At 61.9% G+C, this 20969-nt stretch carries 18 protein-coding genes and 1 pseudogene; 14 read left to right on the forward strand and 5 right to left on the reverse strand.

All coding sequences use genetic code 11. The features are described 5' to 3' along the window. Positions 1 to 3: 3 nt before the first annotated feature. Positions 4 to 663 carry a GntR family transcriptional regulator gene (locus E5221_RS19425; RefSeq protein ID WP_013973522.1) on the reverse strand — a complete coding sequence of 220 codons (660 nt, stop codon included), beginning with the start codon at positions 661 to 663 and terminating at the stop codon, positions 4 to 6. Between the two features lie 268 nt (positions 664 to 931). Here E5221_RS19425 and xdhA point away from each other — a divergent pair, with 268 nt between their 5' ends. The 4 genes from xdhA (at position 932) to guaD (ending at position 7057) form a co-directional block, all read left to right on the forward strand. Continuing rightward, on the forward strand, positions 932 to 2386 hold the full coding sequence (xdhA, locus tag E5221_RS19430) for a xanthine dehydrogenase small subunit (protein WP_015271156.1): 1455 nt from the start codon (positions 932 to 934) through the stop codon (positions 2384 to 2386). Next, the gene (gene xdhB / locus E5221_RS19435) at positions 2379 to 4778 is read left to right on the forward strand and encodes a xanthine dehydrogenase molybdopterin binding subunit (RefSeq protein ID WP_247846279.1); all 2400 of its coding nucleotides are present in this window, start codon (positions 2379 to 2381) and stop codon (positions 4776 to 4778) included. Before xdhA ends, xdhB begins: the two co-directional genes overlap by 8 nt. A gap of 118 nt (positions 4779 to 4896) precedes the next feature. Further along, the gene (gene xdhC / locus E5221_RS19440; protein WP_013973525.1) at positions 4897 to 5742 is read left to right on the forward strand and encodes a xanthine dehydrogenase accessory protein XdhC; all 846 of its coding nucleotides are present in this window, start codon (positions 4897 to 4899) and stop codon (positions 5740 to 5742) included. 10 nt (positions 5743 to 5752) lie between these two features. Beyond that, the gene (gene guaD, locus E5221_RS19445; protein WP_061551046.1) at positions 5753 to 7057 is read left to right on the forward strand and encodes a guanine deaminase; all 1305 of its coding nucleotides are present in this window, start codon (positions 5753 to 5755) and stop codon (positions 7055 to 7057) included. On the opposite strand, the gene aqpZ is transcribed toward guaD, so the two are convergent. Both aqpZ and E5221_RS19455 read right to left on the reverse strand, forming a co-directional pair. Continuing rightward, positions 7054 to 7752 carry an aquaporin Z gene (aqpZ, locus tag E5221_RS19450; protein WP_061551045.1) on the reverse strand — a complete coding sequence of 233 codons (699 nt, stop codon included), beginning with the start codon at positions 7750 to 7752 and terminating at the stop codon, positions 7054 to 7056. The two genes, guaD and aqpZ, sit on opposite strands and share 4 nt — an antisense overlap. Positions 7753 to 7988: 236 nt before the next feature. Beyond that, positions 7989 to 8744: a GntR family transcriptional regulator gene (locus E5221_RS19455; RefSeq protein ID WP_003259493.1), complete on the reverse strand. Its 756-nt coding sequence runs from the start codon at positions 8742 to 8744 to the stop codon at positions 7989 to 7991. Positions 8745 to 9056: 312 nt separating this feature from the next. Here E5221_RS19455 and E5221_RS19460 point away from each other — a divergent pair, with 312 nt between their 5' ends. Both E5221_RS19460 and E5221_RS28895 read left to right on the forward strand, forming a co-directional pair. Then, positions 9057 to 10376, forward strand: coding sequence for an NCS2 family permease (locus tag E5221_RS19460; RefSeq protein WP_153671158.1), 1320 nt, complete (start codon positions 9057 to 9059; stop codon positions 10374 to 10376). A gap of 194 nt (positions 10377 to 10570) precedes the next feature. Next, positions 10571 to 10801 (forward strand): annotated as a pseudogene (locus E5221_RS28895) (RHS repeat-associated core domain-containing protein); the annotation flags it as partial. A gap of 546 nt (positions 10802 to 11347) precedes the next feature. On the opposite strand, the gene uraH reads toward E5221_RS28895, so the two are convergent. Then, positions 11348 to 11701 carry a hydroxyisourate hydrolase gene (gene uraH, locus E5221_RS19470; protein ID WP_003259496.1) on the reverse strand — a complete coding sequence of 118 codons (354 nt, stop codon included), beginning with the start codon at positions 11699 to 11701 and terminating at the stop codon, positions 11348 to 11350. 398 nt (positions 11702 to 12099) lie between these two features. Between uraH and puuE the strand changes: the two genes are divergently transcribed. The 7 genes from puuE (at position 12100) to E5221_RS19505 (ending at position 19114) form a co-directional block, all read left to right on the forward strand. Then, positions 12100 to 13026 carry an allantoinase PuuE gene (puuE, locus tag E5221_RS19475; RefSeq protein WP_013973531.1) on the forward strand — a complete coding sequence of 309 codons (927 nt, stop codon included), beginning with the start codon at positions 12100 to 12102 and terminating at the stop codon, positions 13024 to 13026. Beyond that, complete coding sequence (gene uraD, locus E5221_RS19480) at positions 13026 to 13541, forward strand: 2-oxo-4-hydroxy-4-carboxy-5-ureidoimidazoline decarboxylase (protein ID WP_013973532.1); 516 nt, start codon at positions 13026 to 13028, stop codon at positions 13539 to 13541. Before puuE ends, uraD begins: the two co-directional genes overlap by 1 nt. A gap of 56 nt (positions 13542 to 13597) precedes the next feature. Continuing rightward, positions 13598 to 14101 carry an ureidoglycolate lyase gene (locus E5221_RS19485; RefSeq protein ID WP_003259500.1) on the forward strand — a complete coding sequence of 168 codons (504 nt, stop codon included), beginning with the start codon at positions 13598 to 13600 and terminating at the stop codon, positions 14099 to 14101. Between the two features lie 59 nt (positions 14102 to 14160). Beyond that, positions 14161 to 15489, forward strand: a complete 1329-nt coding sequence (locus tag E5221_RS19490; protein WP_061551043.1) for a urate hydroxylase PuuD — start codon at positions 14161 to 14163, stop codon at positions 15487 to 15489. A 209-nt stretch (positions 15490 to 15698) separates the two neighbouring features. Continuing rightward, on the forward strand, positions 15699 to 17054 hold the full coding sequence (locus E5221_RS19495; RefSeq protein WP_013973535.1) for a nucleobase:cation symporter-2 family protein: 1356 nt from the start codon (positions 15699 to 15701) through the stop codon (positions 17052 to 17054). A 140-nt stretch (positions 17055 to 17194) separates the two neighbouring features. Beyond that, positions 17195 to 17980: an outer membrane protein OmpK gene (locus E5221_RS19500; RefSeq protein ID WP_015271165.1), complete on the forward strand. Its 786-nt coding sequence runs from the start codon at positions 17195 to 17197 to the stop codon at positions 17978 to 17980. A 351-nt stretch (positions 17981 to 18331) separates the two neighbouring features. After that, positions 18332 to 19114 carry an outer membrane protein OmpK gene (locus tag E5221_RS19505; RefSeq protein ID WP_003259506.1) on the forward strand — a complete coding sequence of 261 codons (783 nt, stop codon included), beginning with the start codon at positions 18332 to 18334 and terminating at the stop codon, positions 19112 to 19114. Between the two features lie 138 nt (positions 19115 to 19252). Here the strand turns inward: E5221_RS19505 and E5221_RS19510 are convergent, their stop codons facing one another. Then, complete coding sequence (locus E5221_RS19510; RefSeq protein ID WP_039614444.1) at positions 19253 to 20167, reverse strand: DUF808 domain-containing protein; 915 nt, start codon at positions 20165 to 20167, stop codon at positions 19253 to 19255. A gap of 132 nt (positions 20168 to 20299) precedes the next feature. On the opposite strand from E5221_RS19510, the gene E5221_RS19515 reads away from it, so the two are divergent. Beyond that, on the forward strand, positions 20300 to 20911 hold the full coding sequence (locus tag E5221_RS19515; protein WP_013973538.1) for a TetR/AcrR family transcriptional regulator: 612 nt from the start codon (positions 20300 to 20302) through the stop codon (positions 20909 to 20911). Positions 20912 to 20969 lie beyond the last annotated feature (58 nt).

The raw sequence follows: 20969 nt of genomic DNA on the forward strand, positions 1-20969 counted from the left end.
CGGTCAGCCTCGGGCCAACGCCGCCAGCACCAGTTCGCAGCTGCGCTGGCCATAGGCGGTGAGCACCTCGCGAATGCGCGGCAGGTCACGGGCGATCACGGCGTCGAGCAGGCGGGCGAACAGGTCCAGATAGTCGATCATGCTGGCCTGGCGCTGGTCCAGCGACAGGTAGTAGGCACGGCTCATCGCCGGCTGCAGGTTTTCCACGGTTTCCTGCAGGAACGGGTTGTCGGCGAACGGGTAGGCCGCCCGCATGACTGCGAAGCTGTCGGCGACGAAGGCCTTGATGTCCAGCTGGTCATGGGCTCGCTGCAGGCGCTGCTGGATCTCCAGGAACGGGCGCAGGTCGGCATCGGTGCGCCATTTTTGCGCAACCGCGTTACCCAGCAGGATGTAGAACTCGCCCATCAGTGCGCACAGGCTGCGCACACTGCGCTCGTCGAGCTCGGTCACATGGGCACCCCGGCGCGGCAGGATCGCCACCAGGTGGCGGCGTTCGAGGATCAGCAGCGCCTCGCGCACCGAGCCGCGGCTGACGTTGAGTGCCTGGGTGACCTTCTGCTCCTGGATACGCTCGCCTGGCGCCAGCTCGCCACGGATGATGCGTTCGGCCAGGTAATCGGCAATCTGCTCGGAGAGGCTGTCCGGGGCCTTGAACGTCATGGTTTTCCTTCAAAATCATTGAACTGGGCACAAGGAGCGGATTGTAGCGTACTTGGCCGCTGATCGCGCAGAGGGGCCTGGCGGTTTATTTGACCTGCAAGGCAACCACACGCCCGGCGCGATCTATGCTTGGAATATGGGCAATGTGTGCGGCCGGGCTTGGACATGAGCAATTTCTTGACCTTTGAGTCAGAAAAATATTGACCAGCTGGACAGCTCTTGCTTAGAGTCCGCCCAACAACAATAAAACCATTGCGAGGCCATCCCCGTGATCCAGTTTCTCGTAAACCAGGAGCTGCGTAGTGAGCATGCCCTGGACCCGAACATGACGGTGCTGCAGTACCTGCGCGAGCACCTGGGCAAACCTGGCACCAAGGAGGGCTGCGCCAGTGGTGACTGCGGTGCCTGCACCGTGGTGGTCGGCGAACTGACCCAGGACGACCAAGGCAACGACAGCATCCGCTACCGTAGCCTCAACTCGTGCCTGACCTTCGTCTCGTCGCTGCACGGCAAGCAACTTATCAGCGTCGAGGGTCTCAAGCACCAGGGCCAGCTGCACAGCGTGCAACAGGCCATGGCCGATTGCCATGGCTCGCAGTGCGGCTTCTGTACACCCGGCTTCGTCATGTCGCTGTTCGCCCTGCAGAAGAACAGCAGCGGCCCCGACCTGCACCAGGCCCAGGAAGCCCTGGCCGGCAACCTGTGCCGCTGCACCGGCTACCGGCCGATCCTCGACGCCGCCGAGCAGAGCTGCCGCCAGCCCTGCCGCGACCAGTTCGATGCCCAGCAGGCACAGACCATCAGCCGCCTCAAGGCCATTGCCCCAACCCAGACCGGCGAACTGAACAGTGGCGACAAGCGCTGCCTGGTACCACTGACCGTGGCCGACCTGGCCGACCTGTACAGCTCGCACCCCGAAGCGCGGCTGCTGGCCGGCGGTACCGACCTGGCACTGGAAGTCACCCAGTTCCACAAGACCTTGCCGGTGATGATCTACGTCGGCCATGTGGCCGAGCTCAAGCGCATCGAGAAAACCGCCAGCCATCTGGAAATCGGCGCCGCCACACCGCTCACCGACTGCTACGGTGCGCTGAACGAGGAATACCCGGACTTCGGTGCCCTGCTGCACCGCTTCGCCTCGCTGCAGATCCGCAACCAGGGCACCCTGGGCGGCAATATCGGCAACGCTTCGCCAATCGGTGACTCGCCACCCCTGCTGATTGCCCTGGATGCACAGATCGTCCTGCGCCAGGGCGATCGCCAGCGGGTGATGCCACTGGAAGACTACTTCATCGACTACCGCATCACCGCCCGCCAGGACAGCGAGTTCATCGAGAAGATCATCGTGCCGCGCGCCACCAGCGATTGGGCGTTCCGCGCCTATAAAGTGTCCAAGCGCCTGGACGATGACATTTCTGCCGTATGCGGCGCCTTCAACCTGAGCATCGAAGACGGCGTGGTCAGCGGTGTGCGCATCGCCTTCGGCGGCATGGCGGCGATCCCCAAACGGGCCCGTGCCTGCGAAGCGGCGCTGCGCGGCAAGCCGTGGAACCAGGCTGCCATCGAGCGCGCCTGCCAGGCCCTGGCGGAAGACTTCACCCCGCTCAGCGACTTCCGCGCCAGCAAGGAATACCGCCTGCTGACCGCCCAGAACCTGCTGCGCAAGTACTTCATCGAACAGCAAACGCCGTACATCGAAACCCGGGTGACCGCTTATGTCTAACCATCACGTAGCCAAGAGCCAGGCCGAGATGGCCGAACTGTTCAGCCAGGACCTGACCACCGGGGTCGGCCGCAGCGTCAAGCACGACAGCGCCGACAAGCATGTGTCCGGCGAGGCCGTGTACATCGACGACCGCCTGGAATTCCCCAACCAGCTGCACGTCTATGCGCGCACCGCCGACCGCGCCCACGCGCGCATCCTGCGCATCGACACCACGCCGTGCTATGCCTTCGAGGGCGTGCGTATCGCCATTACCCACGAAGACATCCCCGGCCTCAAGGACATCGGCCCGGTGGTAGCCGGCGACCCGCTGCTGGCCATCGACAAGGTCGAGTTCTTCGGCCAGCCGGTGCTCGCCGTGGCCGCCCGTGACCTCGATACCGCGCGCCGTGCGGCCATGGCCGCCATCGTCGAGTATGAAGACCTGGAGCCGGTGCTGGATGTGGTCGAAGCACTGCGCAAGAAGCACTTCGTGCTCGACAGCCACACCCACCAGCGTGGCGATTCCGCCGCTGCCCTGGCCAGTGCACCGCACCGCATCCAGGGCACCCTGCACATCGGTGGCCAGGAGCACTTCTACCTGGAAACGCAGATTTCCTCGGTGATGCCCACCGAAGACGGCGGCATGATCGTCTACTGCTCCACGCAAAACCCCACCGAAGTGCAGAAACTGGTCGCCGAAGTACTCGACGTGCCAATGAACAAGGTGGTGCTGGACATGCGCCGCATGGGTGGCGGTTTTGGCGGCAAGGAAACCCAGGCCGCCAGCCCGGCGTGCCTGTGCGCCGTGGTGGCGCGCCTGACCGGCCAGCCGACCAAGATGCGCCTGCCACGGGTCGAAGACATGACCATGACCGGCAAACGCCACCCGTTCTACGTCGAGTACGACGTGGGCTTCGACGACGACGGGCGCCTGCACGGCATCAACTTCGACCTGGCCGGCAACTGCGGCTACTCGCCCGACCTGTCCGGTTCGATCGTCGACCGCTCCATGTTCCACTCCGACAATGCCTACTACCTGGGCGATGCCACCGTGCACGGCCACCGCTGCAAGACCAACACAGCCTCCAACACCGCCTATCGCGGCTTTGGCGGCCCGCAAGGGATGGTCGCCATCGAGCAGGTGATGGACCACATCGCTCGCCACCTGGGCCGCGACCCGCTGGCGGTGCGCAAGGCCAACTACTACGGCAAGACCGAGCGCAACGTCACCCACTACTACCAGACCGTCGAGCACAACATGCTCGAAGAGATGACCGCCGAACTGGAAGCCAGCAGTGACTATGCCGAGCGCCGCGAGTCGATCCGCCGCTTCAACGCCAACAGCCCGGTCCTGAAGAAGGGCCTGGCACTGACACCGGTCAAGTTCGGTATTTCGTTCACCGCCACCTTCCTCAACCAGGCCGGTGCGCTGATCCATATCTACACCGACGGCAGTATCCACCTGAACCATGGCGGCACCGAGATGGGCCAGGGCCTGAACACCAAGGTGGCACAGGTGGTGGCGCAGATCTTCCAGGTCGATTTCAGCCGTATCCAGATCACCGCCACCAATACTGACAAGGTGCCCAACACCTCACCGACCGCTGCCTCCAGTGGTGCCGACCTGAACGGCAAGGCAGCGCAGAACGCTGCGGAGATCCTCAAGAAACGCCTGACCGAGTTCGCCGCACGGCACTACCAGGTGACCGAGGAAGACGTCGAGTTCCGCAACGGCCATGTGCGCGTGCGCGACCAGATCGTCAGCTTCGAGCAGCTGGTGCAGCAGGCCTATTTTGCCCAAGTGTCGCTGTCCAGCACCGGTTTCTACCGCACGCCAAAGATCTACTACGACCGCAGCCAGGCACGTGGCCGGCCGTTCTACTACTTCGCCTTCGGCGCCGCCTGCGTGGAGGTGGTCGTCGACACCCTGACCGGCGAATACAAGATGCTGCGCGCCGACATCCTGCACGATGTGGGTGATTCGCTGAACCCGGCCATCGACATCGGCCAGGTGGAAGGCGGCTTCATCCAGGGCATGGGCTGGCTGACCACCGAAGAACTGGTGTGGAACGCCAAGGGCAAGCTGATGACCAACGGCCCGGCCAGCTACAAGATCCCGGCAGTGGCCGACATGCCGCTGGACTTGCGGGTAAAGCTGGTGGAAAACCGCAAGAACCCTGAGGACACCGTGTTCCACTCCAAGGCCGTGGGCGAACCGCCGTTCATGCTCGGCATCGCCGCCTGGTGCGCGATCAAGGACGCCGTGGCCAGCATCGCCGACTACCGCGTGCAGCCACAGGTGGATGCGCCGGCAACGCCGGAGCGGGTGTTGTGGGGTTGCGAGCAGATGCGCAAGGCAGTGGCTGCAGCGCAACCTGCCGAGCCGGAGCTGGAAACCGTGTCTCACTGACAATGCAGGGCCCTGTGGGAGCGGGTTTACCCGCGAATGCGATAGTGGTTTCACCGCCGCATTCGCGGGTGAACCCGCTCCCACAGGGATCGCGACGCGACTATAGAGAGGTTGCATCATGCACCAATGGATCAACGCCCTCGCCGACCATCAGTCCCGTGGCGAAGCCTGCGTGCTGGTTACCATCATCGAGGAGCGCGGCTCGACCCCGCGCAATGCCGGCTCGAAAATGGTCGTCAGCGCCAGCGGCCTGTTCGACACCATCGGCGGCGGCCACCTGGAATACAAGGCCCTGCACATCGCCCGGCAAATGCTCGAAGAGCACCGCACCACCCCGCATCTGGAGCGCTTCAGCCTCGGTGCCAGCCTTGGCCAGTGCTGCGGCGGCGTCACTGTGCTGCTGTTCGAACCCATGGCCGCGGTGCAGGCGCAGATCGCGGTGTTCGGCGCGGGCCATGTCGGCCGGGCTCTGGTACCCTTGCTCGCCGCGCTGCCCTGCCGGGTGCGCTGGATCGATTCGCGCGAGCAGGAATTCCCTGCCCTGATCCCCGACGGGGTGACCAAGGTGGTCAGCGAGGAGCCGGTCGACGAAGTGGCAGACCTGCCGCCAGGCTGCTACTGCATCGTCATGACCCACAACCACCAGCTCGACCTGGAATTGACCGCCGCCATTCTCAAGCGCAACGACTTCACCTGGTTCGGCCTGATCGGCTCGAAGACCAAACGGGTCAAGTTCGAGCACCGCCTGCGCGAGCGCGGCTATGACGAGGCCGTGATGTCGCGCATGCGCTGCCCGATGGGCCTGGCCGAGGTCAAGGGCAAGCTGCCCATCGAGATCGCCGTGTCCATCGCCGGTGAAATCATTGCCACCTACAACGCCTGCTTCGGCCAGCACGATGCTGCCGCCAATGCCGGCCCCATTGCCCAGTTGCTGCCGCCCTCCCGGCGCAGCCAAGCCATTTGACGAGTGTGTTATGACCGTTACCCGCAAAGCCTACCGTGCCGCCATCCTGCACAGCATCGCCGACCCGGCCGAGGTGGGCCTGGAGGCTTCCCATGAATACTTCGAGGACGGCCTGCTGGTGGTCGACAATGGCCGCATCACCGCCGTAGGCCACGCCGCCGAACTGTTGCCGACCCTGGACGCCGATATCCCGGTCGAGCACTACCAGGACGCATTGATCACCCCAGGCTTCATCGACACCCATATCCATTTCCCGCAGACCGGCATGATCGGCTCCTACGGCGAACAGTTGCTGGACTGGCTGAATACCTACACCTTCCCCTGCGAAAAGCAGTTCGCCGATAAGGAACACGCCGACCAAGTGGCGAAAATCTTCCTCAAGGAACTGCTGCGCAACGGCACCACCACCGCCCTGGTGTTCGGCAGCGTGCACCCGGAATCGGTCAATGCCCTGTTCGAAGAAGCCGAACGCCTGGACCTGCGCCTGATCGCCGGCAAGGTGATGATGGACCGCAACGCCCCGGATTACCTGACCGACACCGCAGAGTCCGGCTATGCCGAAAGCAAGGCGCTGATCGAGCGCTGGCACGGCAAGGGCCGCCTGCATTATGCAGTCACCCCGCGCTTCGCCCCGACCAGTACGCCTGAACAGCTGGCGCTGGCGGGCCAACTGCTCAAGGAGCACCCGGGCGTGTACATGCACACGCACCTGTCGGAGAACCTCAAGGAAATCGAGTGGGTCAAGTCGCTGTTCCCCGAGCAGAAGGGTTACCTCGACGTCTACGACCACTTCGAGCTGCTGGGCGAACGCTCGGTATTCGCCCATGGCGTGCACCTGTGCGATGACGAATGCCAGCGCCTGGCCGAAACCGGCTCGGCGGTGGCATTCTGCCCCACCTCCAACCTGTTCCTCGGCAGCGGCCTGTTCAACCTGCCCCAGGCCGAGCGCTTCAAGGTCAATGTGGGCCTGGGCACCGACGTTGGCGCCGGCACCAGCTTCTCGCTGCTCAACACCCTGAACGAAGCGTACAAGGTGATGCAACTGCAGGGCGCACGCCTGCACCCGTACAAGTCACTGTACCTGGCCACCCTCGGCGGCGCCCGCGCGCTGCGCCTGGACGACCGCATCGGCAGCCTGCGCCCGGGTAACGATGCCGACTTCGTGGTGCTGGACTACAAGGCCACGCCTTTGCTGGACTACCGCATCCAGCAGTCCAACAGCATCGAGGAAACTCTGTTCGTGCTGACCACCCTCGGCGACGACCGCACCGTGCGTGAAACCTACGCCGCTGGGCGTTGCGTGCACCAGCGCTAAGGTTCTTTTGCCAGGCCCCGGTACAGTGCGCCGCCGATCGCAGCACCAATCAGCGGCGCCACCCAGAACAGCCACAGCTGTTGCAGGGCCCAGCCACCGACGAACAAGGCCGGCCCCGTGCTACGCGCGGGGTTGACCGAGGTATTGGTCACCGGGATCGAGATCAGGTGGATCAGGGTCAAAGCCAAACCGATGGCGATCGGCGCAAAACCCGCCGGCGCCCGGGCGTCGGTAGCGCCCATGATCACCACCAGGAACATCGCCGTCATCACCACTTCACTGACAAAGCCCGCCCCGAGCGTGTAACCGCCAGGCGAGTGGTCGGCGTAGCCGTTCGAAGCCAATCCCGCAGACAGCTCGAAACCTGACTTGCCGCTGGCGATGAGGTAGATCACACCTGCCGCCAGAATGGCGCCGATCACCTGGGCGATCACGTAGGGCAGCAGCTCTTTGGCCGGAAAGCGCCCGCCCACCACCAGCCCGAACGACACGGCGGGGTTGAGGTGACAGCCGGAGATATGGCCGATGGCGAAGGCCATGGTCAGCACGGTGAGGCCGAAGGCGAAGGCGACGCCAAGTACACCGATGCCGATGGGGGAGCTGGCGGCGAGTACCGCACTGCCGCAGCCGCCAAGCACCAGCCAGAAGGTGCCGATCAGCTCGGCCCCCATGCGTTTACCGAGGGACATGCTCATGAGTCCATTCCTCAAGAAGTTGAACGCAACGAATGCGCAAGCCCAACTGCTTGATGAAGGTTTGCTCACAAGAATTTAGCAGACACCAGGCTAATGGCCAGAAATGGCTGGGGGCCGCTTCGCGCCCCATTCGCAGCACAAGGCTGCTCCTACAGGGGTTATGCAATGCCTGTAGGAGCAGCCTTGTGCTGCGAATGGGCTGCAAAGCAGCCCCCTTCAGTCAACCAGGCAAACGATCAACCCTTGACCGATACCTTGGGCTTTTTCAGCAAGTGCGAGAACACCGCATGCAGATCGTCCGAGGCACTCTCCTCGTCCAGGTTCAGCTTGCTGTCGATGTGGTCCATGTGGTGCATCATCAGGCTCACCGCCTGCTCGGCATCGCGCGCCTCGATGGCATCGATCAGCTGCATGTGCTCGTCATACGAGCAATGCGAGCGGTTGCCGCTTTCGTACTGGGCGATGATCAACGAAGTCTGCGACACCAGGCTGCGCTGGAAGCTGACCAGCGGCGCATTGCCCGCAGCCTCGGCCAGCTTGAGGTGGAATTCGCCGGAAAGACGAATGCCGGCACCACGGTCACCACGCGAGAAGCTGTCGCGCTCCTCCCGCACCATCTGCCGCAGCTCGTTGAGCTGCTCCAGGGTAGCGTGCTGCACGGCCAGTTCGGTAATGGCCCGTTCGACCATGCGCCTGGAGAAGAACACCTGACGGGCTTCTTCCACTGTAGGGCTGGCCACCACTGCGCCGCGGTTCGGCCGCAACAGCACCACGCTTTCATGGGCCAGCCGCGACAACGCGCGGCGAATGATGGTGCGGCTGACGCCGAAGATCTCGCCCAGCGCTTCCTCGCTCAACTTGGTACCCGGTGCCAGACGCTGCTCGAGGATTGCCTCGAAAATATGCGCGTAGACGATGTCGTCCTGGGTACCACTGCGGCCAGCCTTGCCGGTACGCGCAGGTTTCTTCAGAGGTTGCAGCTGTTCGTTCATGGGCTCTCGAGGCACGAAGGAAAGTATGGCGCCATTGTACACAGGCTGAGCCGTTTCTGCAGGTGGCCTTTTACCTATATAGCCGTTGTACGACGTATTGCGCACACAAAAGATAAAACATTATTTGCTTTATTTGTACACAAAAGCATAATCCACCGAGCAACTTCTTGACCCATAAGTCAACAAACCGGTCAGACGTCTGCCTTCCCTCGCGGAGCCGCCAAGTGCATTGCGCAGGCCCATGGTTCCAGAACAACAAGAAAGACTTGAGGAGTACTCGCTGTGGAAAGCCGCAAATCCGAAGCCCCTACGCTGGATCTTGCTCCACCGCTCGAAACGAGCTGGCTGGAGCGGATTTTCAAACTCAAGCAACACGGCAGCACCGTCAGAACCGAAATGATCGCCGGCGTGACCACCTTCATCACCATGGCCTACATCATCTTCGTCAACCCCAACATCATGGCCGACGCAGGCATCGACCACGGTGCCGCCTTCGTCGCCACCTGCATCGCCGCCGCGCTGGGCTGCCTGCTGATGGGCCTGTACGCCAACTGGCCGGTGGGCCTGGCGCCGGGCATGGGGCTCAACGCCTTCTTCACCTACACCGTGGTCGGCACCATGGGCTACAACTGGGAAACGGCACTGGGCGCAGTATTCGTCTCGGGCGTGCTGTTCATGTTCCTGACCTTGTCGAAAGTGCGCGAATGGTTGCTCAACAGCATCCCGGTCAGCCTGCGCCATGCCATGGGGGCCGGCGTCGGATTGTTTCTCGGGCTGATCGGCCTGAAGACGGCAGGCATCATCGTCGACAGCCCCGCCACGCTGATCAAGCTGGGCTCGCTGCATGAACCGGGGCCGCTGCTGGCTGCGGTGTGCTTCCTGCTGATCGCCATCCTCAGCTACAAGCGGGTGTTCGGGGCGATCCTGATCAGCATCATCGGTGTCACCCTGGCCGGCTGGGGACTGGGCCTGGTGAAATTCGGCGGGGTGATGTCGATGCCGCCGAGCCTGGCACCGACCTGGATGGCCATGGATGTGGCTGGCGTATTCAACGTCAGCATGATCAGCGTGGTGCTGGCGTTCCTGTTCGTGCACATGTTCGACACCGCCGGCACGCTAATGGGCGTGGCGCAGCGAGCCAACCTGGTGGCACCGGACGGGCGTATCGAGAACTTGTCGAAGGCGCTGAAGGCTGACAGCGCTTCGAGTGTGTTCGGTGCCGTGGTCGGTGTGCCGCCGGTGACCAGTTATGTGGAAAGTGCTGCCGGCGTGGCCGCTGGTGGCCGTACCGGCCTGACGGCGGTGGTGGTCGGCCTGCTGTTCATTGCCGCCATGTTCTTCGCGCCATTGGCCGGAATGATTCCGGCCTATGCCACCGCGGGCGCACTGATCTACGTGGCAATGCTGATGATGGGCAGCATGGCGCATATCCACTGGGACGAAGCTACCGACAGCATTCCGGCGATCGTCACGGTGATCATGATGCCGCTGACTTTCTCGGTCGCTGATGGTATTGCTCTGGGCTTCATCAGCTATGTGGCATTGAAGGCAGGTACCGGCAAGTACAAGGAAATCTCCGCCAGTCTGTGGGTGCTGTGCGCGATTTTCATTGCCAAGTTTGTGTTCCTCTGACCCTTCACTGCATCGACGAAGGGCGCTCAGGCGCCTTTTGTCATTTTCGGCACATTTGCAGCAACCGCATATACCGATGTACTGATATTTTTGTCAGGTGCAAGGTATATCAGAAATGGTTACAAATCAGGGGAATCTCACAAGCGTTATCGCCATAGGCATTACCAATGCTCAACATCGCCCTCCTCCCATCGGCCTATACCGCATACGGCTTCACCGGAGCAGACAAAAGGCGGATTGGTTTCAATGGAGAGTTTCGGGATACGGTTTCCGGATCTTACCCGCTCGGCAACGGCCACAGGTCATTCAGCCCCGTGCTGATGAGGTTCGTGAGTCCCGATGATTACAGCCCATTTCTAGAAGGCGGTTTGAATGCCTATGCATATTGTCTAGGAGATCCGGTAAACCTTATCGACCCCAAGGGAAGCAATGGTTTTTTTAAAGGCGTCGCCAAAACGCTCAAGAATATATTCATCCCAGGCGATGCTCCTATTGAACAGTTCTCCCCCACCCGCCGACGCTTGCACGAACAGGTCGACACGTCTTCGCAATGGGGACGAGCGACAGCGGTCATCAACAAGGCAATGGGTAGTAATAGGGATACCAGTATTCCTGACTGGAAGGCTGATAGGTACATCCTGCGATCACAGAATGCTTCAGCAAGTTTGAGCCCAAACAAGAAAAACAGCTTGAGTGAGCCGACGCTATTTTTCGGTTCCAGTTTCGAGTGGGGCCAGGTGGCCGTACAGGCCTTGCAAGGCAGTAACAATGAACAGGCGGGGGCTGCAGCCGTGGGGCTCAGCTTCAACTTTGCAGGTGGGATCATGGCGGGTGCTGGAGTTCATACGAACTACAAAACAGGCCGGATACTGTCCGCGCCTGCAAATCTACAAACCACCATTCGCCAATAAAAAAAGCCCGCCAGTGTGAGAGCGGGCCAAAGGACCTACGAAGATTCTTCTAGCGACCAACTAGCTTCCACGATAGGTCGAATAGCTGTACGGCGAGATCAGCAGCGGCACGTGGTAGTGCTCCTGCTGCTCGTCGATACCAAAGCGCAGCACGACAACATCCAGAAACGCCTGGGCCGGCAGCTGTACACCGCGAGCGCGGTAGTAGTCACCAGCGCTGAACTGCAGCTGGTAGACGCCGGTACGGTAGTCGTCACCCTGCAGCAGCGGCGCATCGACGCGGCCATCGCTGTTGGTCAGGGCGGTGTTCACCAGCTCAAGCTGCTGGCCTTCGACACGGTACAGCTCGACCTTGATCGAGCTGCCCGGGCAGCCATGCGCGGCATCCAGTACGTGTGTGGTCAAACGTCCCATTGCTTGTCGCCTCTTGTTCAATCTGTGGGCAAAAAATACTCAGCCGTCGCACCAGCATAGCGCCTGCGGCAGGCGGGAATGACGTCATTAAGACATTCCGAGCCAAGATTGTACACAATTTTTTCAACCCATCTGTCGCCCGCAGCGAATCTTGCCCCTGAGCGACCCACCGATCGCAAAGACAGGCCTGGTAACGACACCAACGTCATTAGCTGACCAATCAGGCAGGTTTCTTGCACTGTTTTTCAAGGTTGCTGCGAGGCGACAAAAGGGAAGAAATGCGGAAAAACAGGCTTACAAAAGATTTCAGAAGTTGTATACAATCAGCCCATCCGGTGGTGCGACATCCCGACGCGGTCCGCCCACCCCCGCACAAACGCACAAGAAGGAAGACTGCAGTGAGCGCTGACTACCCTCGCGACCTGATCGGTTACGGCAACAACCCTCCTCACCCGCAATGGCCGGGCAACGCTCGCATCGCGCTGTCTTTCGTCCTCAACTACGAGGAAGGTGGCGAACGCAACATCCTGCACGGTGACAAGGAGTCCGAAGCGTTCCTCTCGGAAATGGTCGCCGCCCAGCCACTGCAGGGCGTGCGCAACATGAGCATGGAATCGCTGTACGAGTACGGCAGCCGTGCCGGCGTGTGGCGCCTGCTGAAACTGTTCAAGGACAGCGGCGTGCCGTTGACCATCTTCGCCGTGGCCATGGCCGCCCAGCGCCACCCCGACGTGATCCGTGCCATGGCCGAGGCCGGTCATGAAATCTGCAGCCACGGCTACCGCTGGATCGACTACCAGTACATGGACGAGGCCCAGGAGCGCGAGCACATGCTCGAAGCCATCCGCATCCTCACCGAAATCACCGGCGAGCGCCCGCTGGGCTGGTACACCGGCCGCACCGGCCCGAACACCCGTCGACTGGTGATGGAGGAAGGCGGCTTCCTGTATGACAGCGACACCTACGACGACGACCTGCCCTACTGGGAGCCGAACAACCCTACCGGCAAGCCGCACCTGGTGATCCCCTACACCCTCGACACCAACGACATGCGCTTCACCCAGGTACAGGGCTTCAACTGCGGCGAGCAGTTCTTCCAGTACCTGAAGGACGCCTTCGATGTGCTGTACGCCGAGGGCGCCGAAGCACCGAAAATGCTGTCCATCGGCCTGCACTGCCGCCTGGTCGGCCGCCCGGCGCGCCTGGCCGCACTGAAGCGCTTCGTCGATTACGCAAAAAGCCATGACCAGGTCTGGTTCGCCCGTCGCGTGGACATCGCCCGCCACTGGCACGCCACCCACCCGTACAAGAAAGAGAACGCCTGATGACCGCCTTCAAGACCCTCAAGCCATCCGCCCTGGACCGCGACGCCTTCGTCAAGGCCTTCGCCGACATCTACGAGCACTCGCCGTGGGTAGCCGAAAAAGCCTATGACCTGGGCCAACTGGGCGAACTGGACGAGATCGAGGCGCTGCACCAGCGCATGAGCGACATCCTGCTCAGCGCCAACCACGCCGACCAGTTGGCGCTGATCAACGCTCACCCGGACCTGGCCGGCAAGGCCGCCATCCAGGGCGAGCTGACCGAATCGAGCACCAACGAGCAGGCAGGCGCCGGTATTCACCAGTGCACCGCCGAAGAGTTCGCCCGTTTCACCGAACTGAACGACGCCTACAAGGCCAAGTTCCAGTTCCCGTTCATCATGGCGGTAAAAGGCAGCAACCGGCACCAGATCCTCGCCTCCTTCGAAAAACGCATCCACAACGATGCCGATGCCGAATTCAAGGAAGCCCTGGCGCAGATCAACCTGATCGCCCTGTTCCGCCTGCTGCAGCTGTAAAGCCGCCGCAACGCTTGAGCCTTATCCAGAACAACGAACATAGAAGAGATATCCGCATGCGCACCCTGATGATCGAGCCCCTGACCAAAGAAGCCTTCGCCCCCTTCGGAGACGTGATCGAAACCGACGGCAGCGACCACTTCATGATCAACAACGGCTCGACCATGCGCTTCCACAAGCTCGCCACGGTCGAAACCGCCGAGCCTGAAGACAAGGCGATCATCAGCATCTTCCGCGCCGACGCGCTGGACATGCCGCTGACCGTGCGCATGCTGGAACGCCATCCGCTGGGCAGCCAGGCTTTCATCCCGCTGCTCGGCAACCCCTTTCTGATCGTGGTCGCGCCAGTTGGCGATGCACCTGTATCAGGTTTGGTCCGAGCCTTCCGCAGTAATGGCAGGCAGGGCGTTAATTACCATCGCGGCGTCTGGCACCACCCGGTGCTGACGATCGAAAAGCGGGATGACTTCCTGGTGGTTGATCGCAGTGGTTCCGGCAACAACTGCGACGAGCATTACTTCACCGAGGAACAGATGCTGGTCCTCAATCCCCACCAATAAGAAAAGGTCGGTCATTCAAGGGCATTGCCCGAGCGGGTGACCGGCAAGAGGTACATACTGTGGAAGCACACCTTCACGAATGGCTGAACCTGAGCATTCGCTGGGTTCACATGATCACCGGTGTCGCCTGGATCGGTGCATCGTTCTACTTCGTCTGGCTGGAGAACCACCTGAACCGAAGCAACCCGCGCGATGGGTTGTCGGGTGATCTCTGGGCAATTCACGGCGGTGGTATCTACCACCTGGAGAAATACAAGCTCGCCCCCCCGAAAATGCCCGAGAACCTGCACTGGTTCAAATGGGAGGCCTACTTCACCTGGATGTCCGGTATTGCCCTGCTGTGCGTGGTGTTCTACTGGAACCCGACCCTGTACCTGCTGGCCCCTGGCAGCACCTTGAGCGGTGCCGAAGGCGTGGCCATCGGTATCGGCTCGCTGATCGCAGGCTGGTTCATCTACGACTTCCTCTGCGACTCGCCCCTGGGCAAGAAGCCAGCGCTGCTCGGTGCAGTACTGTTCGTGCTGATCATCGCGGCATGCTGGGGCTTCAGCCTGGTGTTCAGCGGCCGTGGTGCGTACCTGCACACCGGCGCGATCATCGGCACCATCATGGTCGGCAACGTGTTCCGCATCATCATGCCGGCCCAGCGCCAGCTGGTTGCGGCGATCGAGAACAACCAGACCCCAGACCCGGTACTGCCGGCCAAGGGCCTGCTGCGCTCGCGCCACAACAACTACTTCACCCTGCCGGTGCTGTTCATCATGATCAGCAACCACTTCCCGAGCACCTACGGTAGCCAGTACAACTGGCTGATCCTGGCCGGTATCGCAGTAGCCGCGGTCCTGATCCGCCACTACTTCAACACCCGCCACGACAGCAACAAGTACGCCTGGACCCTGCCGGTCGGCGCCCTGGCGATGATCTGCCTGGCCTATGTCACCGGTCCGAAACCGATGGCCGTCAGCCCGGAGCAAGCTGCGGCGAAGATCGAATACCAGCCTCTGCCTGCAACTGCGGTTGGTGGCAAGACCGCTGCCGAGCAACGCGCCGAGGACGCCGCCAAGGCTGCCGCAGCGCCTGCCGCGCCGGCCGAAGCCCCAGCCCAGGCCACCGCCCAGGCCGGCGGCGAGAGCTTCGACAAGATCCACAATGTCATTCAGGAACGCTGCACCGTGTGCCACTCGTCCAAGCCGACCAGCCCACTGTTCAGCGCCGCCCCTGCCGGAGTGATGTTCGACACCCCGCAGCAGATCCAGGCCCAGGCCGCGCGCATCCAGGCGCAAGCGGTCGCCAGCCAGATCATGCCGCTGGGCAACATCACCCAGATGACCACCGAAGAGCGCAAGCTCGTCGGTGACTGGATCGCCAAAGGCGCCCCGGTCAACTGAAACACAATTGTCGGGATAACACCGCCCCCTGTGGGAGCGGGTTCACCCGCGAAGAGGCCGGCACTCCCGGCCTCTGTTTCAAGACATATGCAACAAGCAAGCATCGAGCGTTCAGCGTCAGGCGGGAACCCCAGGCTCTCTTCACAGCGAGCCTGCCGCCTGAGGCCGGCGCTTGGATCCGAGAATAAAAACAAAACTCGAGGTGCTGCATGTCCGAGTCACGCAAGGCGTACATCCCTGTTGCGCCGCCGCGCGAGCCCTTGCCCCTGTTCCAACTGATCCTGGTTGGCCTGCAACACGTTCTGCTGATGTACGGCGGCGCGATCGCCGTGCCGTTGATCATCGGCCAGGCCGCCGGGTTGTCCCGTGAAGAAGTCGCTTTCCTGATCAACGCCGACCTGCTGGTCGCTGGCGTCGCCACCATCATCCAGTCCTTCGGTATCGGCCCGGTGGGCATCCGCATGCCGGTAATGATGGGTGCCAGTTTCGCTGCCGTCGGCAGCATGGTGGCCATGGCCGGCATGCCCGGCGTGGGCCTGCAGGGGATCTTCGGCGCGACCATTGCCGCCGGGTTCTTCGGCATGCTGATCGCGCCGTTCATGTCCAAGGTCGTACGCTTCTTCCCACCCCTGGTTACCGGCACGGTGATCACCTCGATTGGCCTGTCGCTGTTCCCGGTGGCAGTCAACTGGGCCGGTGGTGGCCAACAGGCAGATACCTTCGGCTCGCCGATCTACCTGCTTGTGGCCGGCCTGGTGCTGGCGGTAATCCTGCTGATCAACCGCTTCATGCGCGGTTTCTGGGTCAACGTGTCGGTGCTGGTGGGCATGGGCCTGGGCTACATCCTGGCCGGCTCCATCGGCATGGTCGACCTGTCGGGCCTGAACGACGCACCGTGGCTGCAAGTGGTGACCCCACTGCACTTCGGCATGCCGACCTTCAGCCTGGCGCCGATCCTGTCCATGTGCCTGGTGGTGGTGATCATCTTCGTCGAGTCCACCGGCATGTTCCTGGCCCTGGGCAAGGTGACCGATCGTGAAGTTACCCCAGGGATGCTGCGTCGCGGCCTGCTGTGCGATGCCGGTGCGTCGTTCATCGCCGGCTTCTTCAACACCTTCACCCACTCCTCGTTCGCCCAGAACATCGGCCTGGTGCAGATGACCGGGGTGCGCTGCCGCTATGTCACCATCGTGGCCGGTGCACTGCTGATACTGCTCAGCCTGCTGCCCAAGGCGGCCTTCCTGATTGCCTCGATCCCGCCAGCGGTACTGGGCGGCGCGTCCATCGCCATGTTCGGCATGGTCACCGCCACCGGGATCAAGATTCTCCAGGAGGCGGACATCGGCGACCGTCGCAACCAGCTGCTGGTTGCAGTGAGCGTCGGCTTCGGGTTGATCCCCGTGGTACGTCCGGAGTTCTTCGCCCAGATGCCCCAGTGGATGGAGCCCATCACCCACAGTGGCATCGCCATGGCCACGGTCAGTGCCCTGGTGTTGAACGTGCTGTTCAACATCCTTGGTGGTGCCGACCGCGCGGTGCACAACGAAGCCTGTCACCAGCATTGAGCCAGACGGGGCGGCGCATGGCCGCCCCGCATTCACACAGGCAGTAAACGCAACACCGTCGGCCCGCCGGAATGGGCCGCCCGGGGCGCCTGCGCGCCAAATAAACCGCCAACAAAAACAATAAGTCCGGGAATCACAACATGAAGCGCATCACCACGTCCCTGTTGCTGGGCAGCAGCCTGCTGGCCACCCTCCCCTCGCATGCAGGCGAATGGCTGCAATGGCACGGCGAAAGCCTGACCTACCTGTACGGCAAGGACTTCAAGGTCAACCCTGATATCCAGCAGACCATCACGTTCGAGCACGCCAACAAATGGAAGTACGGCGACACCTTCATGTTCGTCGACAAGATCTTCTACAACGGCAAGGCCGACGCCAGCAAAGGCGTCACCACCTACTACGGCGAGTTCAGCCCACGCCTGTCATTCGGCAAGATCTTTGACAAGAAGCTGGCCTTCGGCCCGATCAAGGACGTACTGCTGGCCATGACCTACGAGCGCGGCGAAGGCGACAACGAGGCCTACCTGATCGGCCCTGGTTTCGACCTGAACGTCCCCGGCTTCAACTATTTCACCCTGAATTTCTACGTGCGCAACACCGAGGGCAGCCGCCCGGGTGACAACGTCTGGCAGATCACCCCCGGCTGGTCCTACACCATCCCCGTGGGCAGGTCCGACATTCTGATCGACGGCTACATGGACTGGGTCACCGACAATGACCAGACCCGCCGTGGCACCTACCACGCCAACCTGCACTTCAACCCGCAGGTGAAGTACGACCTGGGCAAAGCGCTGAACCTGGGCGCCAAGCAGCTGTACGTGGGCTTTGAGTACAGCTACTGGAAGGACAAGTACGGCATCGACAGCCGCGGCAATCTGGAAAGCAACCAGAGTGTCGCCAGTGCGCTGATCAAAGTGCACTTCTAGAAAACTGACCAAACGCACAAGTTTGTTCCACTCTGCTCCAGGACGGAGCACTTGAGGCAAGGCGCGCAAGCCAGTAATCTGCGCGCCCCCTCGATCAGGGCAGAACGGATTCTGCCTGCGTTTACTGACCGCTCAGTCAATGAATACGGGCGGTTGGCCAACGTGTTGCCAGCCTGAAAGACCCTTTTCATCCGTTCAGAACGAAGTCGAGCAGGAAGGTTTTGCCAGCCCAGGAAAGTTGGCTCAACCCTTGCCAAACAGCTGTGGCCTATCGAAAAAAGCTGACTCAAAAGACAAAAAGCGCCAATAACGAGCGCTGACAACAGATCAATCAAGGGAGCGACATTCGCAATGCGTACCATCAACAGCCTGATCCTCGCCGGCGGCCTGCTGGCCTGTGGCACCACCTTCGGCGGCGACCTGCTGCAATGGCAGAACAACAGCCTGACCTACCTGTGGGGCAAGAACTTCAAGGTCAACCCGTCGATCCAGCAAACCGTGACCTTCGAGCACGCTGATGGCTGGAAGTACGGCGATAACTTCATCTTTGTCGACAAGATCTTCTACCAGGGCCAGAAAGATGAGGGCAACGGCCCGAACACCTACTACGGCGAAATCAGCCCGCGCCTGTCGTTCGGCAAGATCTTCGACCAGAAGATAGGGTTTGGCCCGGTCAAGGACGTACTGCTGGCGATGACCTACGAGTTCGGCGAAGGTGATACCGAGTCGTACCTGATCGGCCCTGGTTTCGACCTGGACATCCCTGGCTTCGACTACTTCCAGTTGAACTTCTACAACCGCACCACCGACGGCAGCCGCGCCGGCGACAACGTGTGGCAGATCACCCCGGTGTGGTCGTACACCATTCCGGTCGGTTCGTCCGATGTGCTGATCGACGGTTTCATGGACTGGGTGGTGGACAACGACGAGAACCGCCGCGGCACCTACCAGGCCAACCTGCACTTCAACCCGCAGATCAAGTATGACCTGGGCAAGGCCTTGCACCTGGGCGAGAAGCAGCTGTATGTGGGTGTGGAGTACGACTACTGGAAGAACAAGTACGGCATCAAGGATTCCGATGCCTTCACCACCGACCAGAACACCATGAGCTTCCTGCTCAAGGTTCACTTCTGATCTGAGTACAGGGGCCGCCTTGCGGCCCATTCGCGGGTAAACCCGCTCCTACAGGGTCCGCACCGGATTCATGGCAGACGCTATACATGTGGGAGCGGGTTCACCCGCGAACCGGGGCGAAGCCCCGGCCAGGCAGCATCAACTGGCCGGCCGAACCGCTCGCCACAATTTCCCCGCAATGCCCACCACGGCCAGCACCACGGCACCGGCCACCACCCCCACACCGCCGTTCAGCAGTGCCACGGTCAACGCCCCGCCACGCCCTTCGCTGAATGCCTCGATCGCATGATGCAGCGGCCCGATACCATGCACCAGGATCCCGCCACCAACCAGGAACATGGCCGCCGTGCCGATCACCGACAGGCTCTTCATCATGTATGGCGCGGCACGCAGAATGCCGTTACCCACCGCCCTGGCCAGGCGTGATGCCTTGCGGGTCATCCACAGCCCCAGGTCATCGAGCTTGACGATACCGCCCACCAGCCCGTAGACGCCGATGGTCATGACCACCGCGATGCCCGACAGCACGACGATCTGCTGGGTCAACGGCGAGTCGGCAACGATGCCCAGGGTGATGGCGATGATTTCTGCCGACAGGATGAAGTCGGTACGTACCGCGCCCTTGATCTTGGCTTTCTCGAACGCCACCAGGTCGACATTGGCATCGGCCACCGCCTCCTTGAGCGCTTCGTGCTCGGCGTCAGTTTCGGCCTTGCTGTGCAGGAACTTGTGCGCCAGCTTCTCGAAGCCCTCGAAGCAAAGGTAGGCACCGCCCAGCATCAGCAACGGCGTCACCGCCCAGGGAATGAACGCACTGATCAGCAGCGCCGCCGGCACCAGGATGGCCTTGTTCACCATCGAGCCCTTGGCTACTGCCCACACCACAGGGATCTCGCGCTCGGCACGTACCCCGGTGACCTGCTGGGCATTCAGCGCCAGGTCATCGCCCAACACGCCTGCGGTCTTTTTCGCCGCCACCTTGGTCATCACCGAGACGTCATCGAGCACAGTGGCGATGTCGTCGATCAGTACCAGTAGACTGCTTCCTGCCATGTTTGCCTGCATCCAGAAGGGTGAGTGTCCAGGATTCTAGCCCAAAGCCGCTGCCTTGAGCGCCCGTCGAGCCCGGTGCTACCATGCCCGATCCCTCTTAGAGGTGGCCAGACACGAGGAAGATCCCTGACCATGAGCACCATTCGCGAGCGCAACAAGGAACTGATCCTGCGCGCGGCCAGCGAGGAATTCGCCGACAAGGGCTTCGCCGCCACCAAGACCAGCGATATCGCGGCCAAGGCCGGCCTGCCCAAGCCGAACGTGTATTACTACTTCAAATCCAAGGACAACCTCTACCGCGAGGTCCTGGAAAGCATCATCGCGCCGATCATGCAGGCGTCGACCCCGTTCAATGCCGACGGTGACCCGAAGGAAGTGCTGAGTGCGTACATCCGCTCGAAGATCCGCATTTCGCGCGACCTGCCGCATGCGTCCAAGGTATTCGCCAGCGAGATCATGCACGGTGCCCCGCACCTGTCGCCGAACCAGGTAGCGCAGCTGAACGAGCAGGCGCGCCATAACATCGAGTGCATCCAGCGCTGGATCGACCGCGGGCAAATCGCCCATGTGGATGCGCATCACCTGATGTTCAGCATCTGGGCAGCGACCCAGACTTATGCCGATTTCGACTGGCAGATCTCTGCCGTGACCGGCAAGGCCAAGCTGGCCGACAGCGATTATGACGCGGCGGCGGAGACCATCATCCGCATGGTGCTCAAGGGGTGTGAGCCAGAGGTAGCCTGACCCCCGGCGCTGGCTTCTTCGCGGGTGAACCCGCTCCCACAGGGACACCACGAGCTTC

It is taken from the genome of Pseudomonas sp. A2 (assembly GCF_023100865.1).
In the GTDB taxonomy this organism is placed as follows: domain Bacteria; phylum Pseudomonadota; class Gammaproteobacteria; order Pseudomonadales; family Pseudomonadaceae; genus Aquipseudomonas; species Aquipseudomonas asiatica.

Coding starts and splice junctions, on each gene's coding strand:
- E5221_RS19425 (WP_013973522.1), bottom strand. CDS start 663: ATGACGTTCAAGGCCCCGGACAGCCTCTCCGAGCAGATTGCCGATTAC.
- xdhB (WP_247846279.1), top strand. CDS start 2,379: ATGTCTAACCATCACGTAGCCAAGAGCCAGGCCGAGATGGCCGAACTG.
- xdhC (WP_013973525.1), top strand. CDS start 4,897: ATGCACCAATGGATCAACGCCCTCGCCGACCATCAGTCCCGTGGCGAA.
- guaD (WP_061551046.1), top strand. CDS start 5,753: ATGACCGTTACCCGCAAAGCCTACCGTGCCGCCATCCTGCACAGCATC.
- aqpZ (WP_061551045.1), bottom strand. CDS start 7,752: ATGAGCATGTCCCTCGGTAAACGCATGGGGGCCGAGCTGATCGGCACC.
- E5221_RS19455 (WP_003259493.1), bottom strand. CDS start 8,744: ATGAACGAACAGCTGCAACCTCTGAAGAAACCTGCGCGTACCGGCAAG.
- uraH (WP_003259496.1), bottom strand. CDS start 11,701: ATGGGACGTTTGACCACACACGTACTGGATGCCGCGCATGGCTGCCCG.
- uraD (WP_013973532.1), top strand. CDS start 13,026: ATGACCGCCTTCAAGACCCTCAAGCCATCCGCCCTGGACCGCGACGCC.
- E5221_RS19485 (WP_003259500.1), top strand. CDS start 13,598: ATGCGCACCCTGATGATCGAGCCCCTGACCAAAGAAGCCTTCGCCCCC.
- E5221_RS19495 (WP_013973535.1), top strand. CDS start 15,699: ATGTCCGAGTCACGCAAGGCGTACATCCCTGTTGCGCCGCCGCGCGAG.
- E5221_RS19500 (WP_015271165.1), top strand. CDS start 17,195: ATGAAGCGCATCACCACGTCCCTGTTGCTGGGCAGCAGCCTGCTGGCC.
- E5221_RS19505 (WP_003259506.1), top strand. CDS start 18,332: ATGCGTACCATCAACAGCCTGATCCTCGCCGGCGGCCTGCTGGCCTGT.
- E5221_RS19510 (WP_039614444.1), bottom strand. CDS start 20,167: ATGGCAGGAAGCAGTCTACTGGTACTGATCGACGACATCGCCACTGTG.
- E5221_RS19515 (WP_013973538.1), top strand. CDS start 20,300: ATGAGCACCATTCGCGAGCGCAACAAGGAACTGATCCTGCGCGCGGCC.